Origin of the sequence: Amycolatopsis sp. NPDC051372, assembly GCF_040682095.1 — a bacterium.
Classification (GTDB): domain Bacteria; phylum Actinomycetota; class Actinomycetes; order Mycobacteriales; family Pseudonocardiaceae; genus Amycolatopsis.
In genome coordinates this window covers 92,424-117,376 of record NZ_JBFBAF010000029.1, presented here as the reverse complement: position 1 = coordinate 117,376, position 24,953 = coordinate 92,424, and the positions used below count along the sequence as shown (strand labels likewise).

Here is a 24,953-nt window from a genome sequence, read left to right as displayed (position 1 = left end):
CGGCCCGTCTACCCCGCTCGTCCCCGCCGGCAGGCACCATCCGCCGCCTTTGCTCACCAAACAGACGTCAGGTAGTTTCGCCCCAGCCGACAGAAGCGGGGTGGGGCGGTGCAGCGCGCGGTGTACGACGCCGAACACGAGGCGTACCGGGACAGCGTCCGGCGGTTCGTGGCGACCGAGGTGGTTCCGCACCGTGAACGGTGGGAGGCCGCCGGCCGCGTCGACCGCGAGCTGTTCCGCGCCGCCGGGAAAGTCGGGCTGCTCGGGATCTCCGCGCCCGAGGAGCACGGCGGAGGCGGCAGCGCGGACTTCCGCTTCAACGCCATCCTCAACGAGGAGCTGGCCGCCGCGGACGTGTTGGGCGCGGGCCTCGGGTTGTCGCTGCAGGCGGACATCGCGTTGCCCTACCTCGTGGACCACTGCACGGCCGAGCAGGCCGCCCGCTGGCTGCCCGGCGTGGTCGCCGGCGAGGCCATCCTCGCGCTGGCGATGACCGAACCTGGCGCGGGTTCCGACGTCGCGGCAATCACCACGCGCGCCGTGCGCGACGGCGAGCACTACGTCGTCAACGGCGCCAAGACCTTCATCACCAACGCCCTCAACGCCGACCTCGTCATCACCGCGGTGAAAACCGACCCCGCGGCGGGCCGCAAGGGGATCTCGCTGCTGGTCGTCGAGGCCGACCGCGCGGGGTTCCGCCGCGGCGCGAAGCTGGCCAAAGTCGGGCAGCACGCCGCCGACACCGCCGAACTGTTCTTCGACGACGTCCGCGTACCGGCGGCCAATCTCCTCGGAGACGAGGGCCGCGGCTTCTACCTGATGATGAACCACCTCAGCCAGGAGCGCCTCGCCGTCGCCGTGCAGGCCACCGCGCAGGCTCGCCGGGCCTACGAGCTGTGCGTGGAGTACGCGAAGAGCCGCGAGGCGTTCGGCAGCCCGATCGGTTCGTTCCAGCACAACCGGTTCGTGCTGGCCGAGATGAAAACCGAGACCGAGATCGCCCAGTCCTACGTCGACCGGCTGCTGCTCGCCCACAGCCGCGACGAGCTGGACGCCGTCGAGGCGGCACAGGCGAAGTGGTGGACCACCGAGCTGTGCCAGCGCGTCGTCGACCGCGGAGTGCAGCTGCACGGCGGCTACGGCTACATGGCCGAGTACCCCATCGCCCGGGCCTGGACCGACAGCCGGATCCAGACCATCTACGCGGGCACCACCGAAGTCATGAAAGAGATCATCGGCCGCTCGCTGGGCTTCTGACCCGAGCGGGCGACGCGTCCGTCTTGGATGTGGCCCGCGCCACTGCTAAGCTCGGCCACCAAACGACCGGTAGATTCGAGTGAGGCAACGATGCCCGACCTGACGATGCGCGACGGCACCCGGCTGCACGTCCGGGACGAAGGAGCCGGCCCCACCCTGCTGCTCCTGCCCGGCTGGGGCGTCTCCACGTGGTGGTTCCGCAAGCAGTTCGAGACACTCACCGCCTCGTTCCGGGTCGTGTCCTACGACCCGCGCGGGCAGGGCGAGTCGGACAAGACCACCCGCGGCCAGCGGACCGCACGGCTCGCGGCGGATCTCGCCGAGGTCGTGGCGTGGACGGGCGACGCGCCGGTGCACCTGGTGGCCTGGTCCGGCGGCGGCTCCACGGCCCTGCAGTACGTCGAACTGTTCGGCACCGACCGCCTGCGCACGCTGACGTTGGTCGGCGCGAGCCCGAAGCTGCTGAAGTCCGAGGGCTGGGACCTGGGTTTCGCCGACCTCGAAGGCCTGCTGGGCTGGGTCGGGCTCGTCGGCAGCGACTTCGGCGCCGCCGCGGAAAGCCTGCTGCCGGCGTTCTTCGCCGCCCCGCTTTCACCTGAGGACCGTGAAGCCACGCTGGCCGAGATGCGCCGCTGCGATCAGGCGGCGATGGCGCTGGCGTCGTGGGGCTTCATCATCCAGGACTACCGCGACGTGCTGGAGCTCATCAAGGTCCCGACGCTGGTCATCACGGGCGCGGACGACGTCGCGGTGCCGGCGGGCAACGCGCCCTACCTGCACGAGCACATCGCCGGATCCCGGCTGGAGATCATCGGGAAGGCCGCGCACTGCCCGTTCCTGGAGCAGCCCGAGCAGTTCGACGCCGTGCTGCGGAAATTCCTCGACGCCTGACCCTCACCCGCTGCGGGCCGGGACCACCCGGCTCGCGGCGAGTCAGCTGTCCGACGCCGTGGTTTCCTTGCCCCGCTTGGGTTTGGCGGGCTTTTCGGCCGACAGCACGCCGTCGGCCGCGAGACTGTGGACGATCAGGTCCGCGAAGTGCTCACCGATCTGCTTCGGCGTGAACTCGCCCCCGGGCCGGAACCAGCGGTACACCCAGTTCACCGACCCCAGGATCGACAGGCTCGCCAGCTTGGGGTCGATGTCCGCGCGCACCAGGCCTTCGGCCTTGCCCTTCTGGACCAGGTCGAGGAACACCGAGCGGTACGCGTGCTCGCCGCCGAGGATCTCGGCCTGCCGTTCCTCCGGCAGCGCCGCCATCTCGTGCAGGAACACGGTGGTCCCCGTGAGGTTGCTGCACATGTGGTCGACGTGCCCGATCACCACGTTGCGCAGGCGCTGCAACGGGTCACCCGGCCGGCTCGCCAGTTCGACGATGTTGGCGAGACCCTGGCGGTGGACCTCGCTCATGACCTCGAACAGGAGGTCTTCCTTCGAGTGGATGTAGTAGTAGAGACTCCCCTTGAGCAGCCCCAGCCGGTCGGCGATGTGCTGCAGCGAAGCGCCTTCGTAGCCCTTTTCGTAGAAGACCTCGGTGGCGACGGCGAACAGCTCCGCCCACCGTTCCTCACGGGGTTTGCGCGAACCACCGCCGCGCCGCTCCGCCCTGCCCGCCGGCTGCCGCACCCGGACCACCCTCATTCGTGAGCTTCGCCGCCGGGCGCACTGGGCACGAGCGGACCTTTCGAAACCATCAATCTACCAAACGACCGATTAGTCAACCACCGGCCGTGGCCCCGGCGGGTGGCGATCACGCTACCGTCGGCGAGCGGCCGGCACTCAGACGGCGAGCCCCGTGTCCGCGCCGGCGTTGATCACGCGCACGAAATCCGCCGGGGTTTCGGCGTCACCGAGGATGCGGACGTCGATGCCGTCGGCCGCGAGCTCGGCGGCGACCTGCGGGCCGGTCGCGCACCAGCCGATGGCCAGGGCGACGAGATCGGCCGGCACGGTCTCCTCGGGCGCGGTGTCGCCGGTGTCCTCGTCGGCCGCGCGCCAACGCACAAGGCCTGGCTCGATCCCGACGACCACAGCCTTCGTGAAAATGCGGACACCGTCGTGGCGCAGCTGTTTCACCAGCTGCCGCCGCGTGATCGCCTCGATGCCGCGGCCGATGCTCCCGCGCATCTCGACGATCGTCACGTCGGCGCCCCGGGCCCGCATCAGCTCCGCGGTCTCGCACCCGGTGGCGCTGCCGCCGACGACCACCAGCCGGGTCCCGGGCGCCACCTCGATCTCGCCGCGCAGCAGCCGTTGCGCGTCGTGCACGTCCGGCCCGTCGATGCCGGGCACAGGCGGCACCAACGGAACCGCGCCGGTCGCGACGACCACGACGTCCGGCCGCTCCTCGGCCACCGTCCCCGCGGAGACGCGTGCCGACGTGCGGATCTCGACCCCCAGCTCGGCCAGCCGGCGAGCCTGGAAATCCCGGAACCGCAACACTTCCCGCTTGCTGGGCGCCGCCCCCGCCACGGACAGCTTGCCGCCGAGCGCGTCGTCGGCCTCCCACACGGACACGCGGTGCCCGCGCAGCCGGGCGATCCGCGCGGCCTCCAGCCCCGACGGCCCGGAGCCCACCACCATCACGCGTCGCGGCGCCGCGGCCGGCTCGACGGACCACGTGAGCTCGCGCCCCACCTCCGGGTTCACCGAGCACCGCGCCCGCTCGCCGCGGCCGACGAGGTCCACGCAGGCGTTGCACGCGATGCACGGACGCACCTCGTCCAGCCGGCCGGCGCGCACGAGGTCCGGCCAGTCCGGTTCGGCGATCAATCCACGGCCGAGCAGCACCAGGTCCGCGTCGCCGGAAGCCACGATCTCGGCGGCCAGCGCCGGGTCGTCCAGCCGGCCGACGGCCATCACCGGCACCGACACGGCCCGGCGCACGGCCTGGCCGAGCGGGCGCATGTGGCCACGCCGCACCGCCATCGGCGCCAGCGTCTCGTGCAGGGTCAGCCAGGTGCCCGACGACACGGAGATCGACGCGACACCCGCGTCCTCCAGCATTTTCGCCACCGCGACGGCCGAGTCCAGGTCGAACCCGCCGGGCTCGGCGTCGGTCCCGTTGAGCCGCCAGACGAGCGGGAGGTCCACGGCCGCGACGATCGCGCGCACCACTTCGAGCGAGAACCGGGCCCGGTTTTCGAGGCTCCCGCCGTAGCCGTCGGTGCGCAGGTTGTGCCGAGGCGACAGGAAGTTCGAGGGCAGATACCCGTGCGCACCGTGCACCTCCAGATAGTCGAAGCCCGCCTCGGCCGCGAACCTCGCCGCCTGCGCGTAGTCGGCGACGATCCGCTCGATCTCGGGCCCGGTCAGCTCGTGCGGAGTGGGCGCGGCCGAGTTCAGCGGGACCGGCGACGGCGCCACGGACGGGCCGGCGACCACCTGGCGGCCCGGGTGCATGAGCTGCACGCCCACCACGGATCCGTGCGGGCGCACCGCCTCGACGATCCGCCGCAGCCCCGGCACGAACTGCGGCGCGCACAGGCGCGGCTCGGGCCCGACCGTGTCCGCGGAAACCAGGCAGCCCTCGACCGTGATCGCGCCGACGCCACCCTCGGCGCGGCGCCGGTAGTAGGCCACCGTGTCGTCGGTGATATAGCCGCCCTGGTCCAGGCACGTGCCCATGGGCGCCATCACGAGCCGGTTGCCGAACGTCAGCCGGCCGACCCGCACCGGCGTGAACAGGACGTCCAGCGCGCTCACGGCAGGATCCGCAACGCCGCGACCGGGCACGCCTCGACGCCCATCTCGGCGGTGTCCTCCTCCCCCGGCGGCACCTCCTGTTCCGCGGCGACGCCGGAGAAGCCGTCGTCGTTGAGAGGGAACAGCTCCGGGTCGATGATGTAGCACTGCGCGTGGCCCTGGCAGACGTCGGGCACCTGGCCGATCTTCACGAGGTCCTCCCGGCGCCGTGCGAGACGGGGAGAGTCTCCATGGCCCGCGACGCCAGGCTCGCCTTCCACTGTGGATCGCCGGCGAGCGCGAGTCCGGGCATGCGGGCGAGGATCCGGCCCACCGCGATCCTTGTCTCCATCCGCGCGAGCTGCGCGCCGATGCAAGCGTGGATGCCCTTGCCGAACGCCAGGTGCGGGTTGGGCGCGCGGCCGAGATCCAGGGAGTCGGGGTCGGTGAACTTCGCCGGGTCGCGGTTGGCGGCGGCCAGCACGAGGTGGACGCGTTCGCCGGGCGCGATCGTCCGTCCCCCGACCTCGGTCTGCGCGACGACCCAGCGGATCAGGACCTTGATCGGCCCGTCGAACCGCAGCAGCTCCTCGACCGCGGGACCGATCAGCGCCGGATCCTGGCGCAGCCGGTCGAGCTGGTCTGGCCGCCGCAGCAGGGCGAGCAACGAGTTGGCGATGGAGTTGGTCGTGGTTTCGTGGCCGGCGAACAGCAGCAGGGCGCACATGGCCACGAGCTCGTCGTCGGAGAGGTGGTCGGCGTCGCCGTCGTGCGCCATGAGCGCGGACAGCATGTCCTCGCCCGGGTCGGTGCGGCGCTTCGCGATGAGCTCACGGATGTAGGAGTCCATCTCCCGCAGGCCCCGCAACGCCCGTTCGTGCCGTTCGGCCCGCGCGGTGCCGCCGGCGCCGAACGCGACCAGCGCGAGCTCGTCGGACCACTCGCGGAAGCGGTCGCGGTCCTCGGGCGCCGCGCCGAGCATCGTGGCGATCACGGTGGTGGGCAAGGGATACGCGATGTGCTCGATCAGGTCCTGCGGGCCGGAGCCGCGCAGGAAGCCGTCGATGTGCTCGTCGACGATCCGGGTGATCATCCCGTCCATCCGCGCGATCCCCTGGCCCTTGAACGCTCCCGCGGCGAGCTTGCGCAGCCGGGTGTGCGCCGGCGGGTCGGACACGACCATCCAGCTCGCCATCAGCCCGAGCACCGCGGTCGTCGCCTCCGGCTGGTCGGGCCGCTCGGCGCGCGCGGCGAGCAGCGGCCGGACGCGGTCGCTGGAGAACGCCTTGTTCTGGAACGCCGCCGAGACGTCTTCGTAGCGCGTGAGCAGCCACGCGCGGTGCTTCTCGCTCCAGTGCACCGGGTCCGCGGCGCGCAGCTCGTGCAGCACGGGATAAGGGTCGGCGCTCGCGGACGGCTCGAGCAGGTCGTCGGGGACTGCGGGGTTTTCGGTGGCAGACATGGTGTCCTCTCAGGAGCCGGCGGCGGCAGGCTGCGCGAGGCCGCGGGCCAGCCCGAGCCGGTCGCGGACGATCCAGCCGCCGATCCGGCCGCCCTCGACGGAGACCAGACCGACGAGGTGCAGGGTCGCGGGCGTGCCGACGGCCGCCTCGCCGCCGTCGGGGCCGAGCCCGCCGGCGTAGGCGCCCGTGGCGGTGATCCGGAACGCGACGTGCTCGCCCGCGGAGAACAGCTCGTCGATCCTCGACGTGACGTCGGTGAGCAAGGCGGGCCCGGCGTCGCCGTCGTCGAAGCGGACCGACGCCGGGGAGTCCTTCGGCTGAACGGCCCCACCGGCGGCGATCCACTGCCGGACCAGGGATTCCGCTGCGGGGTTCGCCGGTTCGGCTTCGGTGTCCCACGGGGCCGGTGCGGGTGGGTCGACCGGCGCCGGGTTCCCGGAGCTCAGCTGACGGCGGCGGGACAGGTAGTCCTGCTCCACGAAGTTCGTCTCCAGCCGGCGGCCGTTCCAGCGGTACAGCCCGATGCCCGTCCACACGGCGACCTGCCCGTCGCGGGCGCGCCGGCCGTGTTCGGAGAACCGCAGGGCCAGTTTCCGGCCGTCGGTGACGATCGAGTGGACCGTCAGGCACAGCCCGGGATACTGCTCGAACTGCCGCTGCGCCGCCGGGATGTACGCGTCGTCGCGCCCGGCGACCTCGTGCGGGCCCATGCGCAGGACGTAGCCGGGCTCCATGATCTCCGCGCACACCGACACGTCGTGGCGGTTGGTGTAGTCGTTGACGTAGCGGCGCATCAGCGCCACGAACGGGTCCGGGCGGGCGGCCATCAGCGGCCCTCGAACTTCGGCGGCCGCTTGCCGAGGAAGGCGGCGATGCCCTCCGCGGCGTCGGCGGTGGCGTGCAGCGTGGTGAGCGCGGCGGTCGAGTGGTCGAACTCGCCGCGGTCGACGCCGCGGTTGACCAGGTTCTTGCCGCTGGCCACGGCGAGCGGGGCCATCGCCGCGAACCGCCCGGCGAGCTCGCGTGCGGCGGTCATCAGCTCGGCGGCGGGAACCACCTTTTGCGCCAAGCCGATCCGCAGCGCCGTGGGCGCGTCGACCCGCTCGCCGCCGAACATCATGAGCTTCGTCCAGTGCCGCCCGATCACCGACGGCGCGCGCAGCACCCCGAACCCCGGCACCAGCCCGACGCCGCACTCCGGCATCCCGAACGTCGCCGTGTCGGCGGCCACCACCACGTCGCACGCCAGAGCCAGCTCGCACCCGCCGCCGAGGGCGAACCCGTTCACGGCCGCGACGATCGGCAGCGGCGACTCCTCCACCGCGGCGAAGGTGCGCATGCAGTCCTGCTGGAACTCGCGTTTGGCGACGACGTCGGTGAGGTCGGCGAAACTCGCGATGTCGCCGCCGGCCGAGAACGCCTTGTCACCCGCGCCGGTGATGATCACGGCTCGGGTGCGACCGTCGGAAGCCAAGTGGGCCAACGCTTCCCGCAGCTCCGGCCAGAAGTCTCGGCCCATCGCGTTGAGCTTGCCCGGGGTGTCCAGGGTGAGCACCGCGACCGCGCCCGAGCCGTCGCCGGTGTCGTCGACCTCGATCCGCAAGGTGCGGGCCGCGGCGGGATTCCAGGTGCTCACGCAAGTCCTCCCGAGGCGATCTCGATGCTCGTCGCGATGACGTCCCGCGTGCGGGCGGGCTCGATCACGTCGTCCAGCGACAGGTGCGCGGCGGCCTCCCACGGCTCGGCCTCACTGATCCACTCCTCGGTCAGCTCGGCGACGAGCGCCGCGTGCGCCTCGGGGCCTTCCTCGGCCAGCACACGCTCCAGCCGGCGCCGGTGGATCGTGCGGATGCCGGTCTCGGGCGCCATGAACCCGAGCTCCGCACTGGGCCACGCGTAGAGGAAATCCGGTTTGGTGGGGCGCCCGCCCATCGCGAAGTGCCCGCCGCCGTAGGCCTTGCGCAGCACCACCCCGACCTTCGGCACGGTCGTCTCGGCGATCGCGGACACGAGCCCTTCGTAGCCATGCAGAATGCCGCCGCGCTCGGCCTGGGTGCCGATCATGAGACCGGGCACGTCGTGCAGGAACACCAGTGGCAGGCCGAACGTGTCGCACAGCTTCACGAACGTGCGCTCCTTCGCCAGCGTCGGCGGCTCCAGCGCCCCGGCGCGCACGATCGGCTGGTTGCCGATGAGCCCGACCGGCCGCCCTTCGATCCGGGCGAGGGCGCACAGGAGGCTCGGCCCCCAGCCGTCGGCCCAGGGCAGCACGCTCGCCTCGTCGGCGATGCACGCGAACACGTCGCGCATGTCGTAACCCGAGCGCGGGCCGAGCGGGACGATCGACTCGAGCTCACGCGGGTCCCGGGCCGGCGGGCGCGGCGGCGCGAGCGGCGGCTTCAGCGTCGAGTTCTGCGGCAGGTAGGACAGGAACGCGGCGATGGCGTCCATCGCATCGGCCTCGGTCTCCACGACGAGGTGCGCGTTGCCCGCTTCGGTCGCCGCGGCCGGGCCGCCGAGCTCGGTGTCGGTGACCTTCTCGCCGATCGCCGGCTCCACGACCGACGGACCTGAGAGCGCGATCGAACCGCTGCGCACCATCACGACGAAGTGCGCGGTCGACGCGTGCAGGGCGGAGTCGCCGTAGCTGGGACCGAGCACGGCCGCGGCTCTCGGCACCACCGGCTGACCGGGCGGCGGCTTGAGGAACGTGGTGAAGTCCAAGGGGAGACCGGAAAACCGCCAGCCGGAGACGTCCGGCATTCGGCCGCCGTCGGCGTCGCACAGCAGGACGAGGGGGAAACCGTGGCGTTGCGCGTGCTCGATGAGCCGGCCCTGCTTGCGCATGCTGATGGGGGCGGTCGTGCCGGCCACCACGGAGGAGTCGATGCCGATCACGCCGATGCGCCGGCCGTCGAGCAGGCCGAACCCGGTCACCACGGCGTCGCCGGGGATCGGCTTTTCACGGCGCAGCTCCGGCAGCGCGAGCGCGCCGATCTCGAACCACGAGCCGGAGTCGACGAGCAGCTCGATCCGCTCGCGCACGGGCAGCCGGCCGGATTCCCGGTGCCGGCGCAGGCCTTCCGGCCCGCCGCTGGCGTGGGCGGCCGCCTGCTTCTCGCGGAGAACGGCGAGCCGGTCGGCCATCGTGACCTCGGCCGGTTCGGCGGTGTCGTCACCCGAGTCGTCGCGCACGGTGCTCCTCGTCGTCACGGGACCTCCCCTGGCCGGATCGGGTCGCGGCTGCCGCAGTCGGCGGCAGTCACGTTCACGACGGTCGTGTTCACCGCGGTGGCCCGGCCCCGGAGCCGACCCTAGACTATCAGACGACTGGTTGGTAGACAGTTCTCCACCGGGTGCCCGTCGTCCGCGACGGAACCCCCAAGACGGGTGTGCAGCGACACCACGGACGTGAGGGAAACCGACATGCCAGAGGCGACCGTCCTGGTGGCGAACCGCGGCGAGATCGCCGTTCGCATCATCCGCGCGTGCCACGAACTCGGCCTGCGAGCCGCCGCCGTCCACAGCGACGCGGACGCCGGCGCACTGCACGTCCGGCTGGCCGACGAAGCCCACCGGATCGGGCCGCCGCCCGCGCGAGCGTCCTACCTGGACGTCGATGCGGTGCTGGGTGCGGCGAAGGCAGCCGGCGCGAGCCTCGTGCACCCGGGTTACGGCCTGCTGAGCGAGGACGCCGGGTTCGCCGAGGCGGTCACCGCGGCCGGGCTGACGTTCGTCGGGCCGTCCGCCGAGGTCATCGCGCGGATGGGCGACAAGGTCGCGGCGCGCGCGGTGGCCGACAAGTGCGGCGTGCCGGTGCCGCCCGGCACCGCGGACCTCACGGCCGAGCAAGCGGCGGCCGAGGCGGACCGGATCGGCTTTCCCTTGGTGGTCAAGGCTTCCTTTGGCGGGGGCGGGCGGGGCATGCGCGTCGTGACGTCAGCCGACGGGCTCGCCGAGGCGATGGCCGCGGCCGGGCGGGAAGCGGGCGCCGCGTTCGGACGGCCGGAGGTGCACCTCGAGCGCTACCTCCGGCCGGTGCGGCACGTCGAGGTGCAGGTGTTCGGTGACGCGCACGGCACGGTCGTCCACCTCGCCGACCGGGACTGCTCGGTGCAGCGCCGGCACCAGAAGCTGATCGAGGAGGCGCCGGCGTTCGGCCTGCCGGATCGGGTGCGCGCCGCGCTGCGGGAAGCGGCCGTGACCCTGGCGCGCGAGGTCGGCTACGTCGGCGCGGGCACGGTCGAGTTCCTCGTGCTGCCGGAGACCGGCGAGTTCTTCTTCCTGGAGATGAACACCCGCCTGCAGGTCGAGCACGGCGTGACCGAGCTGGTCACCGGCCTCGACCTCGTCGCGGCGCAGCTGCGGGTCGCACTCGGTGAGCCGCTGCCGTTCACGCAGGACGACGTGGTGGTGCGCGGGCACGCGATCCAGGCCCGCATCGCGGCCGAGGATCCGTCGGCGGGTTTCCGCCCGGCGCCGGGCACGGTGACCGGCCTGACGCTGCCGCTGGGGCCGGGGATCCGCAACGACTTCGGGGTCGAGGCCGGCGACGTGGTGCCGACGATGTACGACTCGCTCTTCGGCAAAGTTCTCGCCCACGGCGCCGACCGCGACACCGCACGACGCCGGCTCGTGGGCGCATTGGGCGAACTGCGGGTCGCCGGTCCGCCGACGACCGCGCCGTACCTGCGCACGATCCTCGGATCGGCGTCGTTCACGGAAGGCAGGCACGACACGGGATCCGTCGAACGGGAGTGGGCGCCGGAACCGGCCGCGGCTCCCGCCGCTCCCCCCACCCCGCGCACCTCGGGCACGAACGCCGTGCCTGCCCGGCTGGTCCGGATCGCCACGGACCGCGGACCGGTCGAGATCGCGGTTTACGGACGCGCTCAGCGGCCCGGGGTGGTTGCCGCGCCGTCGGAACGCCCGTCGCGCGACAGCGGATCAGGCAGCACCACGGGCACGACCGCCGGTGGACCGCCGACCGCGCCGATGGACGCCACCGTGGTCGCGGTCCGGGTCGAGCCCGGGCAGGAGGTCGCCGCGGGTGACGTCGTCGCGGTGCTGGAGGCGATGAAGATGGAGATGCAGGTGCGCACGGAGGTCGGCGGGGTCGTCGGGACCGTCCTCGTCTCCCCCGGTACCTCCGTCGCCGCCGGGGCTCCGCTGATCACGCTCGGCTGAGCCCGGCGGTCACGCCTCCGGCGCCGCCACGATCGGGATGTCCGGCCCGCCGCCGTCGACGAGAATGCGTTGCGCCGTCAGGTAACCCGCGCCGGCGGAGGCGAGGAACGCCACGACGCCGGCCACGTCCTCGGGCCGCGCCACGCGGCCGAAGGGGTAGCGCGCGTCGAGGTCGGCGATCGCCCGCGCACCGGACGCCGCGGCGAGCCGCTCGCCCATGTCGGTGACCACCAGGCCGGGCGCGACGATGTTGACGCGCACGCCGTGCGGCCGTTCCTCGTACGCCAGGGTCCGCGCGGCGGCCTCCATCGCGGCCTTCGCCATCGTGTACGCGGCGCCACCCGCCGGCGTGGTGTCCACGATCGCGCTCGACACCACGATCACGTCGCTGCGGGCTGCGGCGCGCATCCCCGGCAGCAGGGCGCGGATCAACGCGAGCGGTCCCAGCGTGTGGACGCGCAGCAGCCGCAGGTATTCCTGCTCGTCGGTGTCCGCGATCGGCGTGCCGCGGCTCGCCGTCCCCGCGTTGCTCACGAGCAGGTCGACGGGGCCGAGGTCGGCGCGGATCCGCTGCACCATGGCGGCGACGGCGGCCTCGTCGTCCACGGACGCGCGGTAGGCGACCGCGGTCCCGCCCTCGGCAACGATCCCCGCCACGACCTCCTCGGCCGCGCCGGCGTCACGCCGGTAGTTGACCGCGACGGCGGCACCGTCGGCCGCGAGCCGCGTCGCGATCGCGCGGCCCACGCCGCGCGAGCCGCCGGTCACCAGCGCGATGCGGCCCGCCGGCGGCGTGGCGTCGGGGGACATCGGAAACTCCTCGTCGTCGGTGGTCGCGTCAGAGGCGGGTCGCGGCGTCGAGCCGGACCACCTCGCCGTTGAGCAGCTCGTTTTCCATGAAGCTCGCCACGAGCCGGGCGAAGTCTTCGGGGCGGCCCAGACGTTTCGGGAACACGTGCAGGTCCATCAGCGCGGCGCGGCGCGTCTCGTCGGCCCCGGCCAACATGCCCGTGTCCATGATCCCCGGGCACACCGTCATCACGCGGATCCCCCAGATCGCGAGGTCCCGCGCGAGCGGCAGCGTCAGCGCGACCAGCCCGCCCTTCGACGCCGAGTACGCCGCCTGCCCGGCCTGTCCTTCCAGCGCGGCGGCCGACGAGACGTTGACGATCAGCCCGCGCTCGCCGTCCGGTCCCGGCTCGTTGCGCGCCATCGCGGCGACGGCGTGGCGCAGCACGTCGAACGCGCCCACGAGGTTGATCTCCACGGTGCGCCGGAAGAGATCCAGCGGGTGCAGCTCGCCCTTGCGCGAGAGCACCCGTGCGGCCGGGCTGATCCCGGCCGCGTTGACGCACACGTCGAGTCGCCCGAACCGCTCCGCGACCGCGCCCACGGCCTTCTCCACCGCCGCTTCGTCGGCCACGTCGGTGGGCACGAACAGCGCGGATTCGCCCAGCTCGGCCGCGAGCTGGGCGCCGGCCGAGCTCGCCAGGTCGAGGATGCCCACCCGGCCGCCGCCCGCGACCAGCCGCCGCGCGGTGCCGGCGCCGAGCCCCGACGCACCGCCGGTGACCAGGCCGACGGAACCCTCGATCCTCATTTGATCGTGGCCCCCGCGTCGACGGGCAGCGCGACCCCGGTCACGTACCGCGCCTCGTCGCTGGAGAGGAACAGCACGGCGTTGGCGATGTCGATCGGGTCGACCCACGGCACCTGGAGCGCGTTGAGCGACAGGAAGCCCGGCATCGCCGCCTCCCGCGTCGGCGCCGGGTCGTCCGGCGCGAACATCCCCCACGTGCCGGGGTTCTGGATCATGTGGGTGTCCACATTGGTCGGGTGGACGGTGTTGACGCGGATGCGATGCCCGGCGAGCTCGTTGGCCATCGTGCGCATCAGCCCGACCATCCCGTGTTTGGCCGCCACGTAATGCCCCACCTGCATGATGCCCTTCAGCCCGCCGATCGAGCTGGTGAACACCATCGACCCGCCGCCGCGGCGCATCAGGTGCCCCACCGCGGCCTTCGCGGTGTGCCAGACCCCGGTGAGGTTGACGTCGAGCATGTCCTGCCACATGTCCTCGGTGAGCTCCCAGGACATGCCGTAGGTGGCGATGCCGGCGTTGGCCACCACGATGTCCAGCCCGCCGAACCGCTCGACGCCCTCGTCGAGTGCGGCCTGCAGGTCTTTCGCATTGCGGACATCGGCTTTGCTCGCCACGATCCGCCCGCCGGCCTTCTCGACCAGTGCGGTGGTCTCGGCCAGGTCCTCCTCGGTGGCCGGCGGGTACTTGTCCACCGTCTCGACCGCCGCGCACGCGTCGATCGCGATGATGTCGGCGCCCTCCTCCGCGAGCCGCACCGCGTGTGCGCGGCCCTGCCCGCGCGCCGCGCCCGTGATGAACGCGACCTTTCCCGCGACCCGTCCCGTCATGTCCGCCTCCTCTGCTGGAAGAAACTCGTTGCCGTGCAAAGACTTCCGGTCAGTAGCGCAGCGTGCCGGCGAACGCGTCGAGCCGCTTGCCCAGCACGGCCTCGGCCGCCGTGATGCCCGAGCGCGCGGCCTTGTCGATCCCGATGCCGCGGGCGCGCGTCGTGTCGCCGGTCAGCCACAGGCCCTCGATCCCGCGGACCACCGTGTCGGGCCGGACCGGGCCGACCAGTCCCGGTTTGGTGATCACGCCGTAGCTGGTGACGACGTGCGGCTTCGTCCACAGTGCCCCGCGCGCCGCCGGCAGCATCTCCTCGATGTCCTCCCACAGCTCGGCGAACTTCCGGTCGAGCCAGGCCCGGTCGCCGTAGTGGGTGGTCGCGTCGAACGAGGCCCCGACGCACGTCAGGTACTCCCCCGCAGGCGAGACCCCGCCGTCGTAGCCGGTGAAGTTGAGGGTGAAGCCGGGCAGACCACAGCGGGGCGTGGACAGGAACGACGCCATCTCCCGCTCGGTCATCGCGATCACCGGCTCCTTCGCGGCGATCCAGTAGCCGATCCAGCAGGCCCGGTTGCGGTTGGCCGCCAGCATGCGGATGCGCGCCGAGAGGTCCCACGGCAGCACGTCCTCGTCGAACAGCCGCAGCAGGTCCCAGACCGGGGCCGACACGACCACCTGCGGCGCCTCGATCTCCTCGCCGTCGCGCAGGGTCACGCCGCGAACGGCGCCGTCGCGCACGTCGACCCGGCGGACCGGCGCCGAGAGCCGGAGTTCACCACCGTGGGCCTCGAACGCCGCCACCATGGTGTGCCACAACGCATCCCAGCCGCCCATGGGCCAGAACGAGTAGCCGGCGGTGCGCCGCGTCGAGTAGTGCAACTTGCGCGTGTACAGGTTCTCCGAGGCCGAGTGTTCCCACGGCCGCAAGGTGATCTGCTCCAGCACGGAGATGGCTTCCCACACCGTGTACACGCCCTCGTCCGAAGTGTACTGGGCCATCCACTCCCGCAGCGAAGCGTGGTTCCAGTTCTCCAGCTCCTTGTACGACGTCTCGTTCAGCGCCTGGATGCACCGCTTGAGGCCCTGCTTCGCGCTGCCCGCGTACTGCTCCTGGATCGGCGCCCAGCCGCGGCCGTTGGTCCAGAACGGCATGGAGTCGCTGCGTTCGGAGTGCACGAGGTCGAGCCCCATGAGCGCGCACACCCTCGTCAGCGAGTCGCCGGGATCCTCGACGAGGTGGCTGCCGAGGCCGAGCTGGTGGCCCTTGTACCGGTACTCGCGCGCCCGCCCGCCGAGGTACGCGTGCTTCTCCACCAGCAGCACGCGTTGGCCCTGTTCGGCCAGCACTGACGCCGTGACCAGGCCGGACACGCCGGCACCGAGCACGATCACGTCGTAGGACAAGAAACCTCCTCCTGCCGGGTGTTCACGGGGCGACCACGTCGGCAACCGCCCGCAACGGCGCGTCGAGCAGTTCGAGCACGGTCCCGTCGGGGTCGCGCAGGTACACCACCCGCACCGGACCCCACTGTTTCGGCTGGTTCCACAACCGCTGCCCGCCGGCCGCCTCGGCCCGGGCCAACGCGGCGTCGACGTCGGCGACCCGGATGCCGAGGTGCGGCAGCCGGGCGGCCGGCTCCGGCGCGGCACGCCACTGCGGCGCCGGCTCGCCGAACTCGAACAGCTCGATCCCGCTGCCGTCCGGGAACCCGAGCAGGGCGACGCGCACCTCGCGCTCGGTGTTCATCGCCAGCGCGGCCGCACCGGGATCGAGCGTGAACGGCGGCGCGAGCGGTTCGGCGCCGAGTTCGCGGTAGAAGGCCACGGCCCGGTCCAGCTCCGCCACGCGCACGCCGAGGTGGTGCAGTCCCGCCGTCACACGGACCGGCCGCGGTCCGCCCAGTACGCGCGGCGCAGGTCGCGCTTGAGGATCTTCCCGGTGGGCGCCTTGGGCAGGGCGTCGACGAACTCGACGGACCGGGGCTTCTGGTAGGAGGCGAGGTGCTGCTTGGCCGTGGCGATGATGTCCGCCTCCGTGGCCGTCGTCTCGGGCTTGAGCACCACGAACGCCTTCACCGCTTCGCCCCACTCGTCGTCGGGCACGCCGATCACCGCGCACTCCAGCACCGACGGGTGTTTGTTCACCGCCTCCTCGACCTGGATCGAGTAGATGTTCTCGCCACCGGAGATGATCATGTCCTTGGCGCGGTCGACGATGAACACGTACGACTCGGCGTCCCAGGTGGCGATGTCGCCGGTCCACATCCAGCCGTCGCGGATCGTGTTCTCGGTGAGGTCGGGGCGGTTGAGGTAGCCGAGCATGTTGGCCTCGGACCGCACGATGATCTCGCCCGCGGTCCGGCCGTCCTTGGGCACCTCGCGCCCGTCCGGGTCGACGACGCGGACCTGCGTGACAAAACCCTCGCGCCCGCAGGACATCAGCCGTTCCGGGTGGATGCCGCGCACGGCGTCGAGGTGGTCTTCCTGCGACAGGAAGCACATCGTGGTGCCCTCGGTCTGCCCGTAACCCTGGATCAGCGTGCAGGGGAACTGGTCCAGCGCCGCCTTGACCACCGACGAGGGCATGGGCCCGCCGCCGTACTGGATGTTGCGCAGGGCCGAGATGTCGTAGGAGGAGAAGCCCGGCACGGCCATCATCCAGTTGAGCATCGTGGTGATGCCCAGGAACGCCGAGACGCGCTCCTCCTGGATGAGCTCCAGCGCCGTGCGCGCCTCGAAGTTCATCAGCACCAGCGGGCAGCCGTGGCGGTGGTAGTTCATCGAGAGCACCACCGGGATGTGGTACATCTGCCCGGTCAGCATGTAGACGTCGGTCGCGACGATGCGCTCGGCGACGGTCTGGTTGAGCATCCCGAACGACACGCTCGTGTGGCTGTGCAGCGCGCCCTTCGACTCGCCGGTGGTGCCACCGGTGTAGAGGATGAAAAACGGGTCGGCGTCACCGATCGACGACGACTGCACCGGCTCGTCGGTGCTGCTGCGCGCCAGCAGGTCTTCGTAGCTGCCGTCGCCTGATTCGCCGTACTGCAGCCAGTTCGGCACGTCCACCGTGGACTGTAGCTGCTTCGCGGTGTCGAGCCACTCGTCGGACGCGATCACCGCCTTCGGCGCGGCGTCGGCGACGATCCGGGTCAGCTCGCCCGCGCCGAGCCGCCAGTTCAGCGGCTGCGTGACGAGCCCGGCTCGCCCGGCGGCGTAGTACAGCTCCTGGTACTCGATGGAGTTCTTCGCCAGGATCGCGACCCGGTCCCCTTTGGACAGACCGAGTCCGCCTTCACTCGCCAGCCCGTTGGCGAGCCTGCGGACGCGTTCGTCGAGCGTTCTCCAGTCCATCCGCCGGCCGCTCGGGGCGTCGACGATCGCGTCCCGGGTGGGGGTGAGCGCCGCCCACTTCTCCGGGATCCGTCCGATGTTGACCATGGGTGTCCTCTGGTAGGTGCCGGTGCGGGGATCAGTAGGGCAGGTCGAGGTAGATGTGCCGGGTCGCGATCAACCAGCGGTCCCCCTGCTTCACCAGCTCGTCGCGGTACCAGCCGCTGGAGAGCACCCGCACCGCGCCGTTCTCGATCGAGAGCAGGGTGAGGTTCGCGGTCGTCGCCGCGCTGTCCGGGGTTTCCTTGGTGAGCACCAGGTTCGAGAGGTTGTGCCGGCGCTGGTCGGTCTGCGCGACGAGCGAATCGGCGTGCAGCTTGCGGATCGCCTCGCGGCCCTCGAACGGCCCGATCAGGTCGCCTTCGCGGCCGATCTGCATGGTCATCGTGGCCGTCTCGGTGAACTGGTCGGCGATCAGGCCGACGTCGTTCTCGTCGTAACCCCAAGAAGCCTTGCCCAGGACGTTTTCGATCTCGGCGCGTGCGGTCATGCGGGTGCCTCCTCAGGCGGGCGTGAAGGTCAGGGGCAGCGAAGTGGGGGCGCGGGTGAACACGCCGTGCTCCGGCGGCGCCTCACCGTCGAAACGGATGTCCCGCATGGCGTCGAGCAGGTGCGCGATGCCGGTGTCGAGCTCGGTCTTGGCCAGCATCGCGCCGACGCAGAAGTGCCGCCCCAGGCAGAACGCCGTGTGGTTGGCGCCGGCGGTGTAGGCCCGGCCGAGGTCGAGGTCGGTGCGCAGGAGGTTGAACGAGTCGGGATCGGCGTACTTGGCCGGGTCGCGGTTCGCCGCGCCGATCAGGCAGGTCACGGTCTTGCCCGCCTCGACGACTCCGCCGGAGAGCTCCACGTCTTCGGCGGGCTGGCGCATGATCATGTGCACCGGCGGCGAGAACCGCAGGGTCTCCGCGAACGCGGCCGCGATCAGCGAGTGGTCGGCGCGGACGGCTTCGAGCTGGTCGGGGTTCGCGACGAGGTTGCGCATCAGGCTGGCGATCGCCTTGTCGGTGGTCTCCCCGCCCGCGGTCAGCAGCAGGCTGCAGAAGGCCTTGATCTCCTCGTCGCTCATCCGCACGCCGTCGATCTCGGCGGAGCACAGCGTGGAAAGCAGGTCCCCGCCCGGGTTTTCGCGGCGCGCGCGGATGATCGGCAGCAGGTAGGCCTCGAACTCCTCCTTGGTGCGGATCCCTTCGGCCATCACCTGCTCGTCACCGGAGAGGTTCGACAGGAAGGCCATGATCGAGCTGTACCAGCGGTGGAAGTGCTCGTGGTCGGATTTGGGCAGGCCCAGCATGTCCACGATCACGTTGATCGGGAACCGTGTCGCGTACTGGTCGACGAGGTCGACGCGCCCGTCGCGGCGGAATGCGTCGACGAGGTCGCGCGAGTTCTGCTCGATGACGGGCAGGAACTTGGTCATCAGGTCCCGTCCGCGGAAGGCCGGCGCGACCAGGTTCCGGTGCGTGGAGTGCTCGCGCCCGTCCATCTGCAGGATGGTCCGGCCGTGCACGGGTTCGAGTTGCCAGTCGTAGTTGTGACTGGTGAACACCGGATCCTTGAAGGCGCGCTCGACGTCCGCGTACCGGCTGATCACGTAGCTCTGCGTGGCTTCGTGCCAGATGAGCGGGTGCTGCTCGCGCATCACCCGGTACGCGCGGTAGGGATCCGCAGCGAACTCCTCGGACAGGATGTCGGGTCCAGCGGTGGCGGCTACGGACATCGGCGTCCTCCATGACGTCATCGTCACTGACTAACGGCCGTTTGGTAGCGGTGAGATTAGCACCACACCGGTGCCCCAACAAGGGTTTGTCAACCAACCGTTTGACAGTGAAGGTCGGCCTTGTCATGCTGCGGACAGGACTCGCGCAGGGAGGCTCCAGTGCAGGACGACGGCAGGCCGCGACGCTTCCTCCGAACGGCCCGGGCCTGATGGGCCGCGCGCTGGTCGTCGGCGGCACGGGCCCGACCGGCCCCCCGATCGTGGCGGGACTGCTCGCCCGCGGGCACGAGGTCACGGTGTTCCACACCGGCCGCCACGAGGTCGCGGAGCTGCCGGACGTCCCGCACGTGCACGGCAGCCCCTTCGAGGCGGACGACATCGCGCGCGCCGTGGGCTCGGACGGGTCGGCCGGGTGGGATGTGGTCGTCGCGACCTACGGCCGGGTCAGGCTCATCGCCGACGCGGTGGCGAACCGCTGCGCGCACCTGGTCGTGGTCGGCGGGGTGCCGGTTTACCAGGGTTACGTCAACCCCGGTTCGCGGTTCCCGTACGGCGTGCAGCTGCCTGTGCGCGAGGACTCGCACCCGCTCGTCGCGCCGGATGAGCCGCGCTTCGCCGGCTACAGCACCGGCCCGATCCGGCGCACCGAAGACCACGTGTTCTCGTTGGGCGCCAAGGGGTCCTTCGCGGCCACCTACCTGCGCTACCCGACCGTCTACGGGCCGCGCAACCCGTATGCGTGGGAGTGGAACGTGGTGCGCCGCGTGCTGGACGGGCGTCCGTGGCTGGTCCTCGCCGACGGCGGGCACGGCATCCACTCCCGCGCCGCCGCGCGCAACGCGGCGGAGGCCGTGCTGCTGGCTGTCGACCGGCCGGCGATCGCGGCGGGCAAGGCCTACAACGTCGCCGACGACGAGCTCCTCACCGTGCGGCAGTGGGCGCAGCTCGTCGCCCGCGCCGCGGGCCGCGACCTGGAAATCCTGTCGCTGCCCCGGGAACTGCCCAATCCCGGCCTCGCGGTGTCGGCGTTCGGCGGCCAGGAGTCGCCCACGTGCATTGTGGACACAACCCGGCTGCGCGAGGACCTCGGCTACCGCGACGTGGTCTCGGTGCCCGACGGGATCGCCGAGACCGTCGAGTGGATGCGCGCGAACGAACCGGTCCTACGCGCATCGGGCACCACGGATCCCTTCGACTATCCGGCCGAAGACGCGTTGGTGGCGGCCTACGAGCAGGCATTGGCGAGTCTGGCCCCACAGGCCGCGTCGTTCGGCGCGGGCATCGAGCGGATGGACATGGTGCAGACCGCGAAAGGCCGCGCCCTATGACGCGAGCACCTGGCGGCGCACGTCGCGGGTGTCGTACCAGGTGGCGACTTTCGCGATCCGGCCCTCGCGCAGGTCGAACACGTCGAGGGCGCTGAACGCGATCGGACGGCCGTCGCGCAGGCGGCCCGTGAAGCCGATCTCCGTCACCACGGCCTCGCCGGCTTCGATCCAGCGGGTGACGCGGTCGTCGTGCTCGGCGTAGCCCGCGAGGAGCTTCGTGAAGTGCGCGATCGCCGCGTCCCGGCCGACGACCGGGGCCGCGCCGACGGTGTGGATCTCTACCTCGTCGGTGAAAACCCCGGCCAGGTCAGCGAATCGTTCGGCGTTGATCGCGGAGAAGTACGCCTGGACCGCCGCCCGGCTCACGAGCCGACCAGCTTCTTCAGCTCAGTCATCGCCTGGAATGACCACCTCGCCAGCGAAGGGTCGCCGAACGCGGTGATGTTCCACATCACGAGGTGGCGCAGCCCGGCCTCGCGGTACTCCGCCAGCTGTTCGGCCACCTGGGCCGGCGTGCCGCAGAACGCGTAGTGCCGCACGACTTTCGGCGGGATCGCGTCGATGATCCGCAGCGACTCGGCGCGCGACACGGCCGTGGGGATGAAGTCGTGGAAGCCGGATCCGCCCGGCCCGCCGTCCAGCGGCGGTTCGACGCCGAGGTCGCGGAAGACCTGAGCGGGCAGCAAAACACACAGCGCGCGCACGAGCGGGGCCTCGGTGAGCCGCTGGACCGTCTCCTCGTCGGGGCCCATGAGCAGGTACCCGAGCATGCCGGGCGTGATCGCCGCGGGATCGCGGCGCGCGTCCTGTGCCGACTGCCGGATCGTGGTGAGCGACTTGGCGTACTCCGCCGGCGACATCTTGGTGGGCAGCCACCCGTCGGCCTTGGCCCCGGTGAGCTCCAGCATCCGCGGGCCGTGCGCCGCCGTCCAGATCTCGGGCGCTTTCCCTTCGTAGGGCTGCAATCCGAGGACGGCGTTCTCCAGGGTGTGGAACTTCCCGGCGTAGTCGACGGGTCCGTCGGCCTCCCACAGCAGCCGCATCACGTCGATGCCTTCGCCCAGCTTCGCGACGGGCTTTTCGAACGACATCCCGTACGGCGTGATGTTGAGCCGCTCCCCCGAGCCGAGCCCGATGATCGCGCGGCCCTTCGTGACGTGGTCCAGCGTCAGCGCGCTCGCCGCGGCCATCGCCGGGTTGCGCCGGATGAGATCCGTGACGACGACGCCGACCTTGATCCGCTCCGTCTGCGCGCCGACGACGCCCATCACGATCAGCGGGTCGAAGTAGGCGTGCGGGTTGGGCTGCACCGCGGCGAGCGGCGTCAAGTCCTCGGTCCACATCGTGTCGGCGTGCCAGCCCATGAGGTGGTCGGGCCACCACACGGCGTCGAAGCCCTCGGCTTCACTGCGGCGCGCGAACTTCACCGCGGCGTCCGCCGGCGGCATGATCTGACCGGGCACACCGAGCTGCAGACGCTCCACTCAGTACCTCCATCCATCGCCGAACGTCGGGATCCGCGCACCGAGGTAGTCCTCGACGCACGTGAGGGCGGCGCGGGCCGCGCGGTCGGTGCCGACGCCGCGGCTGCGGAAGGTCTCGCTGGCGAACCAGAGCCCCTCGACGTTGGGCGCGCGCCAGTGCGGCCGGTACTTCCCGACCAGCCCGGGCATCTGGATCACACCGAAGCTCGGCTCGAACACCAGGTGCCGGCGCCGCCAGACCGGGTTCGCCAGGCCGGGCCACATCGTCTCGACGTCGCGTTCGAAGGCCTGCATCGTGGCGCGGCACCACTCGCGGTCGCGGCCCTTCGCGCCCGGGATGATCGCGCCCAGCACGTGCAGGTGCGTGCCTTCGGGCGAGCACGACGGATCCATCGCCGACTGGTCGAACATGAACCCGGAGCAGTCCGTCGACGGCGTCGCGGTCCACGTCGAGAGCTCACGCGGGTCGAACTGCGTGACCGGCTCCTCGGTGGCGAGGTAGAGCCCGAGCCAGGCGATGCGGAACTTGTCCTGCGCCAGGAACTCGATCTGCGAGGCGTACCACTCCGGGAGCACGCTGCGCGGCACCACGTTCAGCACGTGCCACACCGGCAGCGTGGAGATCACCGCCGGGGCCTCGAGGATCTCCTCCTCGAAGAACTCGTTGGGCAGTACCCGGGGTTCGCGGGCGACGGCGACACCTTTCACCGCACCGTTTTCGACGATCACACGCTCGACCGTGGTTCCCAGGCGCAGCTCCCCACCGTGCCCGGTGATCGCGTCGGCGAGGTCGCGCCACAGCCCGTCCCAGCCCTGGCCGGGCCAACACGAATAGGCGGCGGTGTTGCGCTCCTCGTAGTGCATCTTGCGCACGTAGAGGTTGTCGCTGGCGGAGTGGTCGTACCAGTTGTCGGTCATGCACTCCAGCACGGAGATGAACTCGAACAGGTCCACGACGCCCTGGTCGGACGTGTGCTGGTGGATCCACTCACGCAGCGACCGGTCGTCCCAGTCGTCGAGCTCGGAGTACGGCGTGTCGGCGAGTGCCTTGATGACCTTCTTCAGTTCCGCGCGGTCGGTGTAGCGGTCGCGGATCGAGCCCCAGCCCGACCCGTTTTCCCAGATCGGCATCTCCTTGCTGACCTCGCCGTGGATCAGCTCCTTGCCGACGTGCTCGAACACCTTGGTGAGGCCGGATCCGCCGTCTTCGATCAGGTGCCCGCCGAGGTTGACGGTGAACCCCTCGTCCGGCACCGCCATCGCGCGGCCACCCGGATACGGGCTGCGGTCGAGGACGACGACCCGCTTGCCTTCGCGCGCGAGCAGCGCCCCCGCGCACAGGCCGGCGGCGCCCGCCCCGATCACCACCACGTCGTAACTCGACACGGCATCACCTTTCTTCGCCGCAGTCGCGGTCAACGCACTGTCGCGGCTGGGTTTTCCGGCTTGTCCACCATCGAGTACCCACGCTAGTTTGTCAAACGGTCGGTAGATAGAGCGGGGAGTCGCCGATGACAAGCAGATCCGCCGGTTCCGTCCGGCCCGTGGCCGCCACCACGCTCGGCGATCTGGTGCGCCGTCGAGGGCTGGCGCATCCCGACCGCGAAGCCCTCGTCTTCCCCGCTGAACGCGCCACTTACGGCGCGCTCGCCGGCCGCGTCCGGGAGTTCACCCGCGCGCTGCTGGGACTGGGCGTGCAACCGGGCGAGCGGGTGGGGATCCTGCTGCCCGCGTCGGTCGATCTCCTCGCGATGCTGGTAGCCGCCACCGAGGCCGGCGCGATCGCGGTGCCGGTCAACGCGCGGTTCAAGTCGGTGGAGCTCGAAGGCATCATCACGCACTCGGGGATGCGGGTGCTCGTGACCGCTCCGCCGCGGGCCGGCGAGCCGGACTTCGCCGAGCTGCTGCGCCGGACGTTTCCGGGGCTCGCCGAGGGCGCTGCTGCCGAGCTGGAGCACGTCGTGCAGCTGGGCGGTGCGGGTGGCGGCGGGCTGATGTCCTCCGCGGAGTTCTTCGCGACTGCGTGTCCTGCTGCCGAGGCCGACCGGGCGGCGGCGAGCGTGCGGGTCCGCGACACCGCCTTGCTGGTTTACACGTCGGGGACCACGGCCGCGCCCAAAGGCGCGATGCTGAGCCACGAAGCCCTCACCCGCCTGGCCGACGGGATCGCCGGCGAGCGGATGCCACTGACCGCAGACGACCGGGCGTGGACGGCGATCCCGCTGTTCCACGGTGGCGGGATCACCTTCGCCCTCACCTGCCTCACGGCGGGCGCCACCTTTGTGCACCCGCGGTTCTTCGATCCCGCCACGACGTTGGACCTCTTGGTCCGCGAGCGCGTGACGATCGCGCTCGCGGCGTTCGAGACGATCTGGCTGCCGGTGCTCGACCGGCCCGACTTCGCCTCGTACGACCTGACGCGGATCCGGGTCGTGATGGTGGTCGGCGTGCCCGAACGCCTCCGCTCCATGGCGGCGCGGTTCCCGGACGCGGTGCACGTGTCGTGCGTGGCAATGACGGAGTCCGCCGCGTTCCTCACGCTCAACCGGCTCGACGACCCACCGGACAAACGCGCGGAAACCGGCGGGCATCCGATGCCCGGGATGCAGTGCCGGGTCGTCGATCCGTCGGGTGACGACGTGGGCCCCGGCGTGCCCGGTGAGCTGCTTTTCCGTGGCGCCAACACGTTCGACGGTTACTTCCGCGACCCGGACCTCACCGCGCGCGTGTTCGACTCCGCTGGCTGGTTCCACACCGGCGACCTGGTCGTCGAGGTGCCGGCGGCGTTCGTCCAGCTCAAACCCGGGTGTTCGGCGACCGAGCAGGAACTGATCGACCACTGTGTCGGGCGGATCGCGTCCTACCGGGTGCCGCGCTACGTCCGCTGGGTGACCGAGTGGCCGATGTCGGGGACGAAGATCAAGAAAGTGAAACTGCGCAAGAGGATCGCGGACGAGCTGGCGGCCGCCGGCATCACGGAAGCGCCGCGGGCGCGCCGATAGTCGCTCTGGA

Annotated in this window: 23 protein-coding genes; 5 read left to right on the top strand and 18 right to left on the bottom strand. The window is 71.4% G+C overall.

From position 1 onward, the window contains the following. The first annotated feature begins 108 nt into the window (after nucleotides 1-108). Entirely contained in the window at nucleotides 109-1,257 is a 1,149-nt protein-coding gene (locus AB0M56_RS36355; RefSeq protein ID WP_364184822.1) for an acyl-CoA dehydrogenase family protein, read from the top strand. 90 nt (nucleotides 1,258-1,347) lie between these two features. Further along, complete coding sequence (locus AB0M56_RS36350) at nucleotides 1,348-2,148, top strand: alpha/beta hydrolase (protein ID WP_364184820.1); 801 nt, start codon at nucleotides 1,348-1,350, stop codon at nucleotides 2,146-2,148. 42 nt (nucleotides 2,149-2,190) lie between these two features. On the opposite strand, the gene AB0M56_RS36345 is transcribed toward AB0M56_RS36350, so the two are convergent. The 7 genes from AB0M56_RS36345 to AB0M56_RS36315 form a co-directional block, all read right to left on the bottom strand. Beyond that, complete coding sequence (locus AB0M56_RS36345) at nucleotides 2,191-2,883, bottom strand: TetR/AcrR family transcriptional regulator (protein WP_364184818.1); 693 nt, start codon at nucleotides 2,881-2,883, stop codon at nucleotides 2,191-2,193. 153 nt (nucleotides 2,884-3,036) lie between these two features. Next, the gene (locus tag AB0M56_RS36340) at nucleotides 3,037-4,962 is read right to left on the bottom strand and encodes an FAD-dependent oxidoreductase (RefSeq protein WP_364184816.1); all 1,926 of its coding nucleotides are present in this window, start codon (nucleotides 4,960-4,962) and stop codon (nucleotides 3,037-3,039) included. Continuing rightward, nucleotides 4,959-5,153: a ferredoxin gene (locus AB0M56_RS36335; RefSeq protein ID WP_220242096.1), complete on the bottom strand. Its 195-nt coding sequence runs from the start codon at nucleotides 5,151-5,153 to the stop codon at nucleotides 4,959-4,961. The genes AB0M56_RS36340 and AB0M56_RS36335 overlap by 4 nt, the downstream gene beginning before the upstream one ends. Continuing rightward, nucleotides 5,150-6,403, bottom strand: coding sequence for a cytochrome P450 (locus tag AB0M56_RS36330; RefSeq protein ID WP_364184814.1), 1,254 nt, complete (start codon nucleotides 6,401-6,403; stop codon nucleotides 5,150-5,152). The genes AB0M56_RS36335 and AB0M56_RS36330 overlap by 4 nt, the downstream gene beginning before the upstream one ends. Nucleotides 6,404-6,412: 9 nt before the next feature. Then, nucleotides 6,413-7,231, bottom strand: coding sequence for a nuclear transport factor 2 family protein (locus AB0M56_RS36325; RefSeq protein WP_364184813.1), 819 nt, complete (start codon nucleotides 7,229-7,231; stop codon nucleotides 6,413-6,415). Further along, complete coding sequence (locus tag AB0M56_RS36320) at nucleotides 7,231-8,040, bottom strand: enoyl-CoA hydratase/isomerase family protein (RefSeq protein ID WP_364184811.1); 810 nt, start codon at nucleotides 8,038-8,040, stop codon at nucleotides 7,231-7,233. The genes AB0M56_RS36325 and AB0M56_RS36320 overlap by 1 nt, the downstream gene beginning before the upstream one ends. Then, on the bottom strand, nucleotides 8,037-9,617 hold the full coding sequence (locus AB0M56_RS36315) for a carboxyl transferase domain-containing protein (RefSeq protein WP_364184810.1): 1,581 nt from the start codon (nucleotides 9,615-9,617) through the stop codon (nucleotides 8,037-8,039). Before AB0M56_RS36315 ends, AB0M56_RS36320 begins: the two co-directional genes overlap by 4 nt. 213 nt (nucleotides 9,618-9,830) lie before the next feature. Between AB0M56_RS36315 and AB0M56_RS36310 the strand changes: the two genes are divergently transcribed. Beyond that, nucleotides 9,831-11,591, top strand: a complete 1,761-nt coding sequence (locus tag AB0M56_RS36310) for a biotin carboxylase N-terminal domain-containing protein (RefSeq protein ID WP_364184809.1) — start codon at nucleotides 9,831-9,833, stop codon at nucleotides 11,589-11,591. Nucleotides 11,592-11,600: 9 nt separating this feature from the next. Here AB0M56_RS36310 and AB0M56_RS36305 read toward each other — a convergent pair whose 3' ends face one another. From AB0M56_RS36305 to AB0M56_RS36270, 8 genes are read right to left on the bottom strand one after another with little or no spacing between them, the layout of a single operon-like run. Beyond that, entirely contained in the window at nucleotides 11,601-12,401 is an 801-nt protein-coding gene (locus AB0M56_RS36305; RefSeq protein WP_364184808.1) for an SDR family oxidoreductase, read from the bottom strand. A gap of 28 nt (nucleotides 12,402-12,429) precedes the next feature. Next, nucleotides 12,430-13,191: an SDR family NAD(P)-dependent oxidoreductase gene (locus AB0M56_RS36300; protein ID WP_364184807.1), complete on the bottom strand. Its 762-nt coding sequence runs from the start codon at nucleotides 13,189-13,191 to the stop codon at nucleotides 12,430-12,432. Further along, entirely contained in the window at nucleotides 13,188-14,021 is an 834-nt protein-coding gene (locus tag AB0M56_RS36295; protein WP_364184806.1) for a mycofactocin-coupled SDR family oxidoreductase, read from the bottom strand. The genes AB0M56_RS36300 and AB0M56_RS36295 overlap by 4 nt, the downstream gene beginning before the upstream one ends. 49 nt (nucleotides 14,022-14,070) lie before the next feature. Further along, nucleotides 14,071-15,423, bottom strand: coding sequence for an FAD-dependent oxidoreductase (locus AB0M56_RS36290; RefSeq protein ID WP_364184804.1), 1,353 nt, complete (start codon nucleotides 15,421-15,423; stop codon nucleotides 14,071-14,073). 22 nt (nucleotides 15,424-15,445) lie between these two features. Next, a complete protein-coding gene (locus AB0M56_RS36285) occupies nucleotides 15,446-15,898 on the bottom strand; it encodes a VOC family protein (protein ID WP_364184802.1) in 453 nt (150 codons plus the stop codon). Beyond that, nucleotides 15,895-17,460 (bottom strand): AMP-binding protein, encoded by a 1,566-nt coding sequence (locus tag AB0M56_RS36280; RefSeq protein ID WP_364184800.1) that lies wholly within the window; start codon nucleotides 17,458-17,460, stop codon nucleotides 15,895-15,897. Before AB0M56_RS36280 ends, AB0M56_RS36285 begins: the two co-directional genes overlap by 4 nt. Before the next feature lie 31 nt (nucleotides 17,461-17,491). Next, entirely contained in the window at nucleotides 17,492-17,902 is a 411-nt protein-coding gene (locus tag AB0M56_RS36275; RefSeq protein ID WP_364184798.1) for a nuclear transport factor 2 family protein, read from the bottom strand. Between the two features lie 12 nt (nucleotides 17,903-17,914). After that, nucleotides 17,915-19,129 (bottom strand): cytochrome P450, encoded by a 1,215-nt coding sequence (locus tag AB0M56_RS36270; protein WP_364184796.1) that lies wholly within the window; start codon nucleotides 19,127-19,129, stop codon nucleotides 17,915-17,917. 125 nt (nucleotides 19,130-19,254) lie between these two features. On the opposite strand from AB0M56_RS36270, the gene AB0M56_RS36265 reads away from it, so the two are divergent. Continuing rightward, entirely contained in the window at nucleotides 19,255-20,457 is a 1,203-nt protein-coding gene (locus AB0M56_RS36265) for a hypothetical protein (RefSeq protein WP_364184795.1), read from the top strand. Here the strand turns inward: AB0M56_RS36265 and AB0M56_RS36260 are convergent. The 3 genes from AB0M56_RS36260 to AB0M56_RS36250 are packed head-to-tail and all read right to left on the bottom strand — an operon-like array spanning nucleotide 20,452 to nucleotide 23,360. Beyond that, complete coding sequence (locus tag AB0M56_RS36260) at nucleotides 20,452-20,823, bottom strand: nuclear transport factor 2 family protein (protein WP_364184793.1); 372 nt, start codon at nucleotides 20,821-20,823, stop codon at nucleotides 20,452-20,454. The genes AB0M56_RS36265 and AB0M56_RS36260 overlap by 6 nt on opposite strands. Next, entirely contained in the window at nucleotides 20,820-21,941 is a 1,122-nt protein-coding gene (locus AB0M56_RS36255) for an LLM class flavin-dependent oxidoreductase (protein WP_364184791.1), read from the bottom strand. The genes AB0M56_RS36260 and AB0M56_RS36255 overlap by 4 nt, the downstream gene beginning before the upstream one ends. Then, entirely contained in the window at nucleotides 21,942-23,360 is a 1,419-nt protein-coding gene (locus AB0M56_RS36250) for an FAD-dependent oxidoreductase (RefSeq protein WP_364184790.1), read from the bottom strand. Nucleotides 23,361-23,452: 92 nt separating this feature from the next. On the opposite strand from AB0M56_RS36250, the gene AB0M56_RS36245 reads away from it, so the two are divergent. Continuing rightward, a complete protein-coding gene (locus tag AB0M56_RS36245) occupies nucleotides 23,453-24,943 on the top strand; it encodes an AMP-binding protein (RefSeq protein ID WP_364184788.1) in 1,491 nt (496 codons plus the stop codon). The last annotated feature ends 10 nt before the right edge of the window (nucleotides 24,944-24,953 follow it).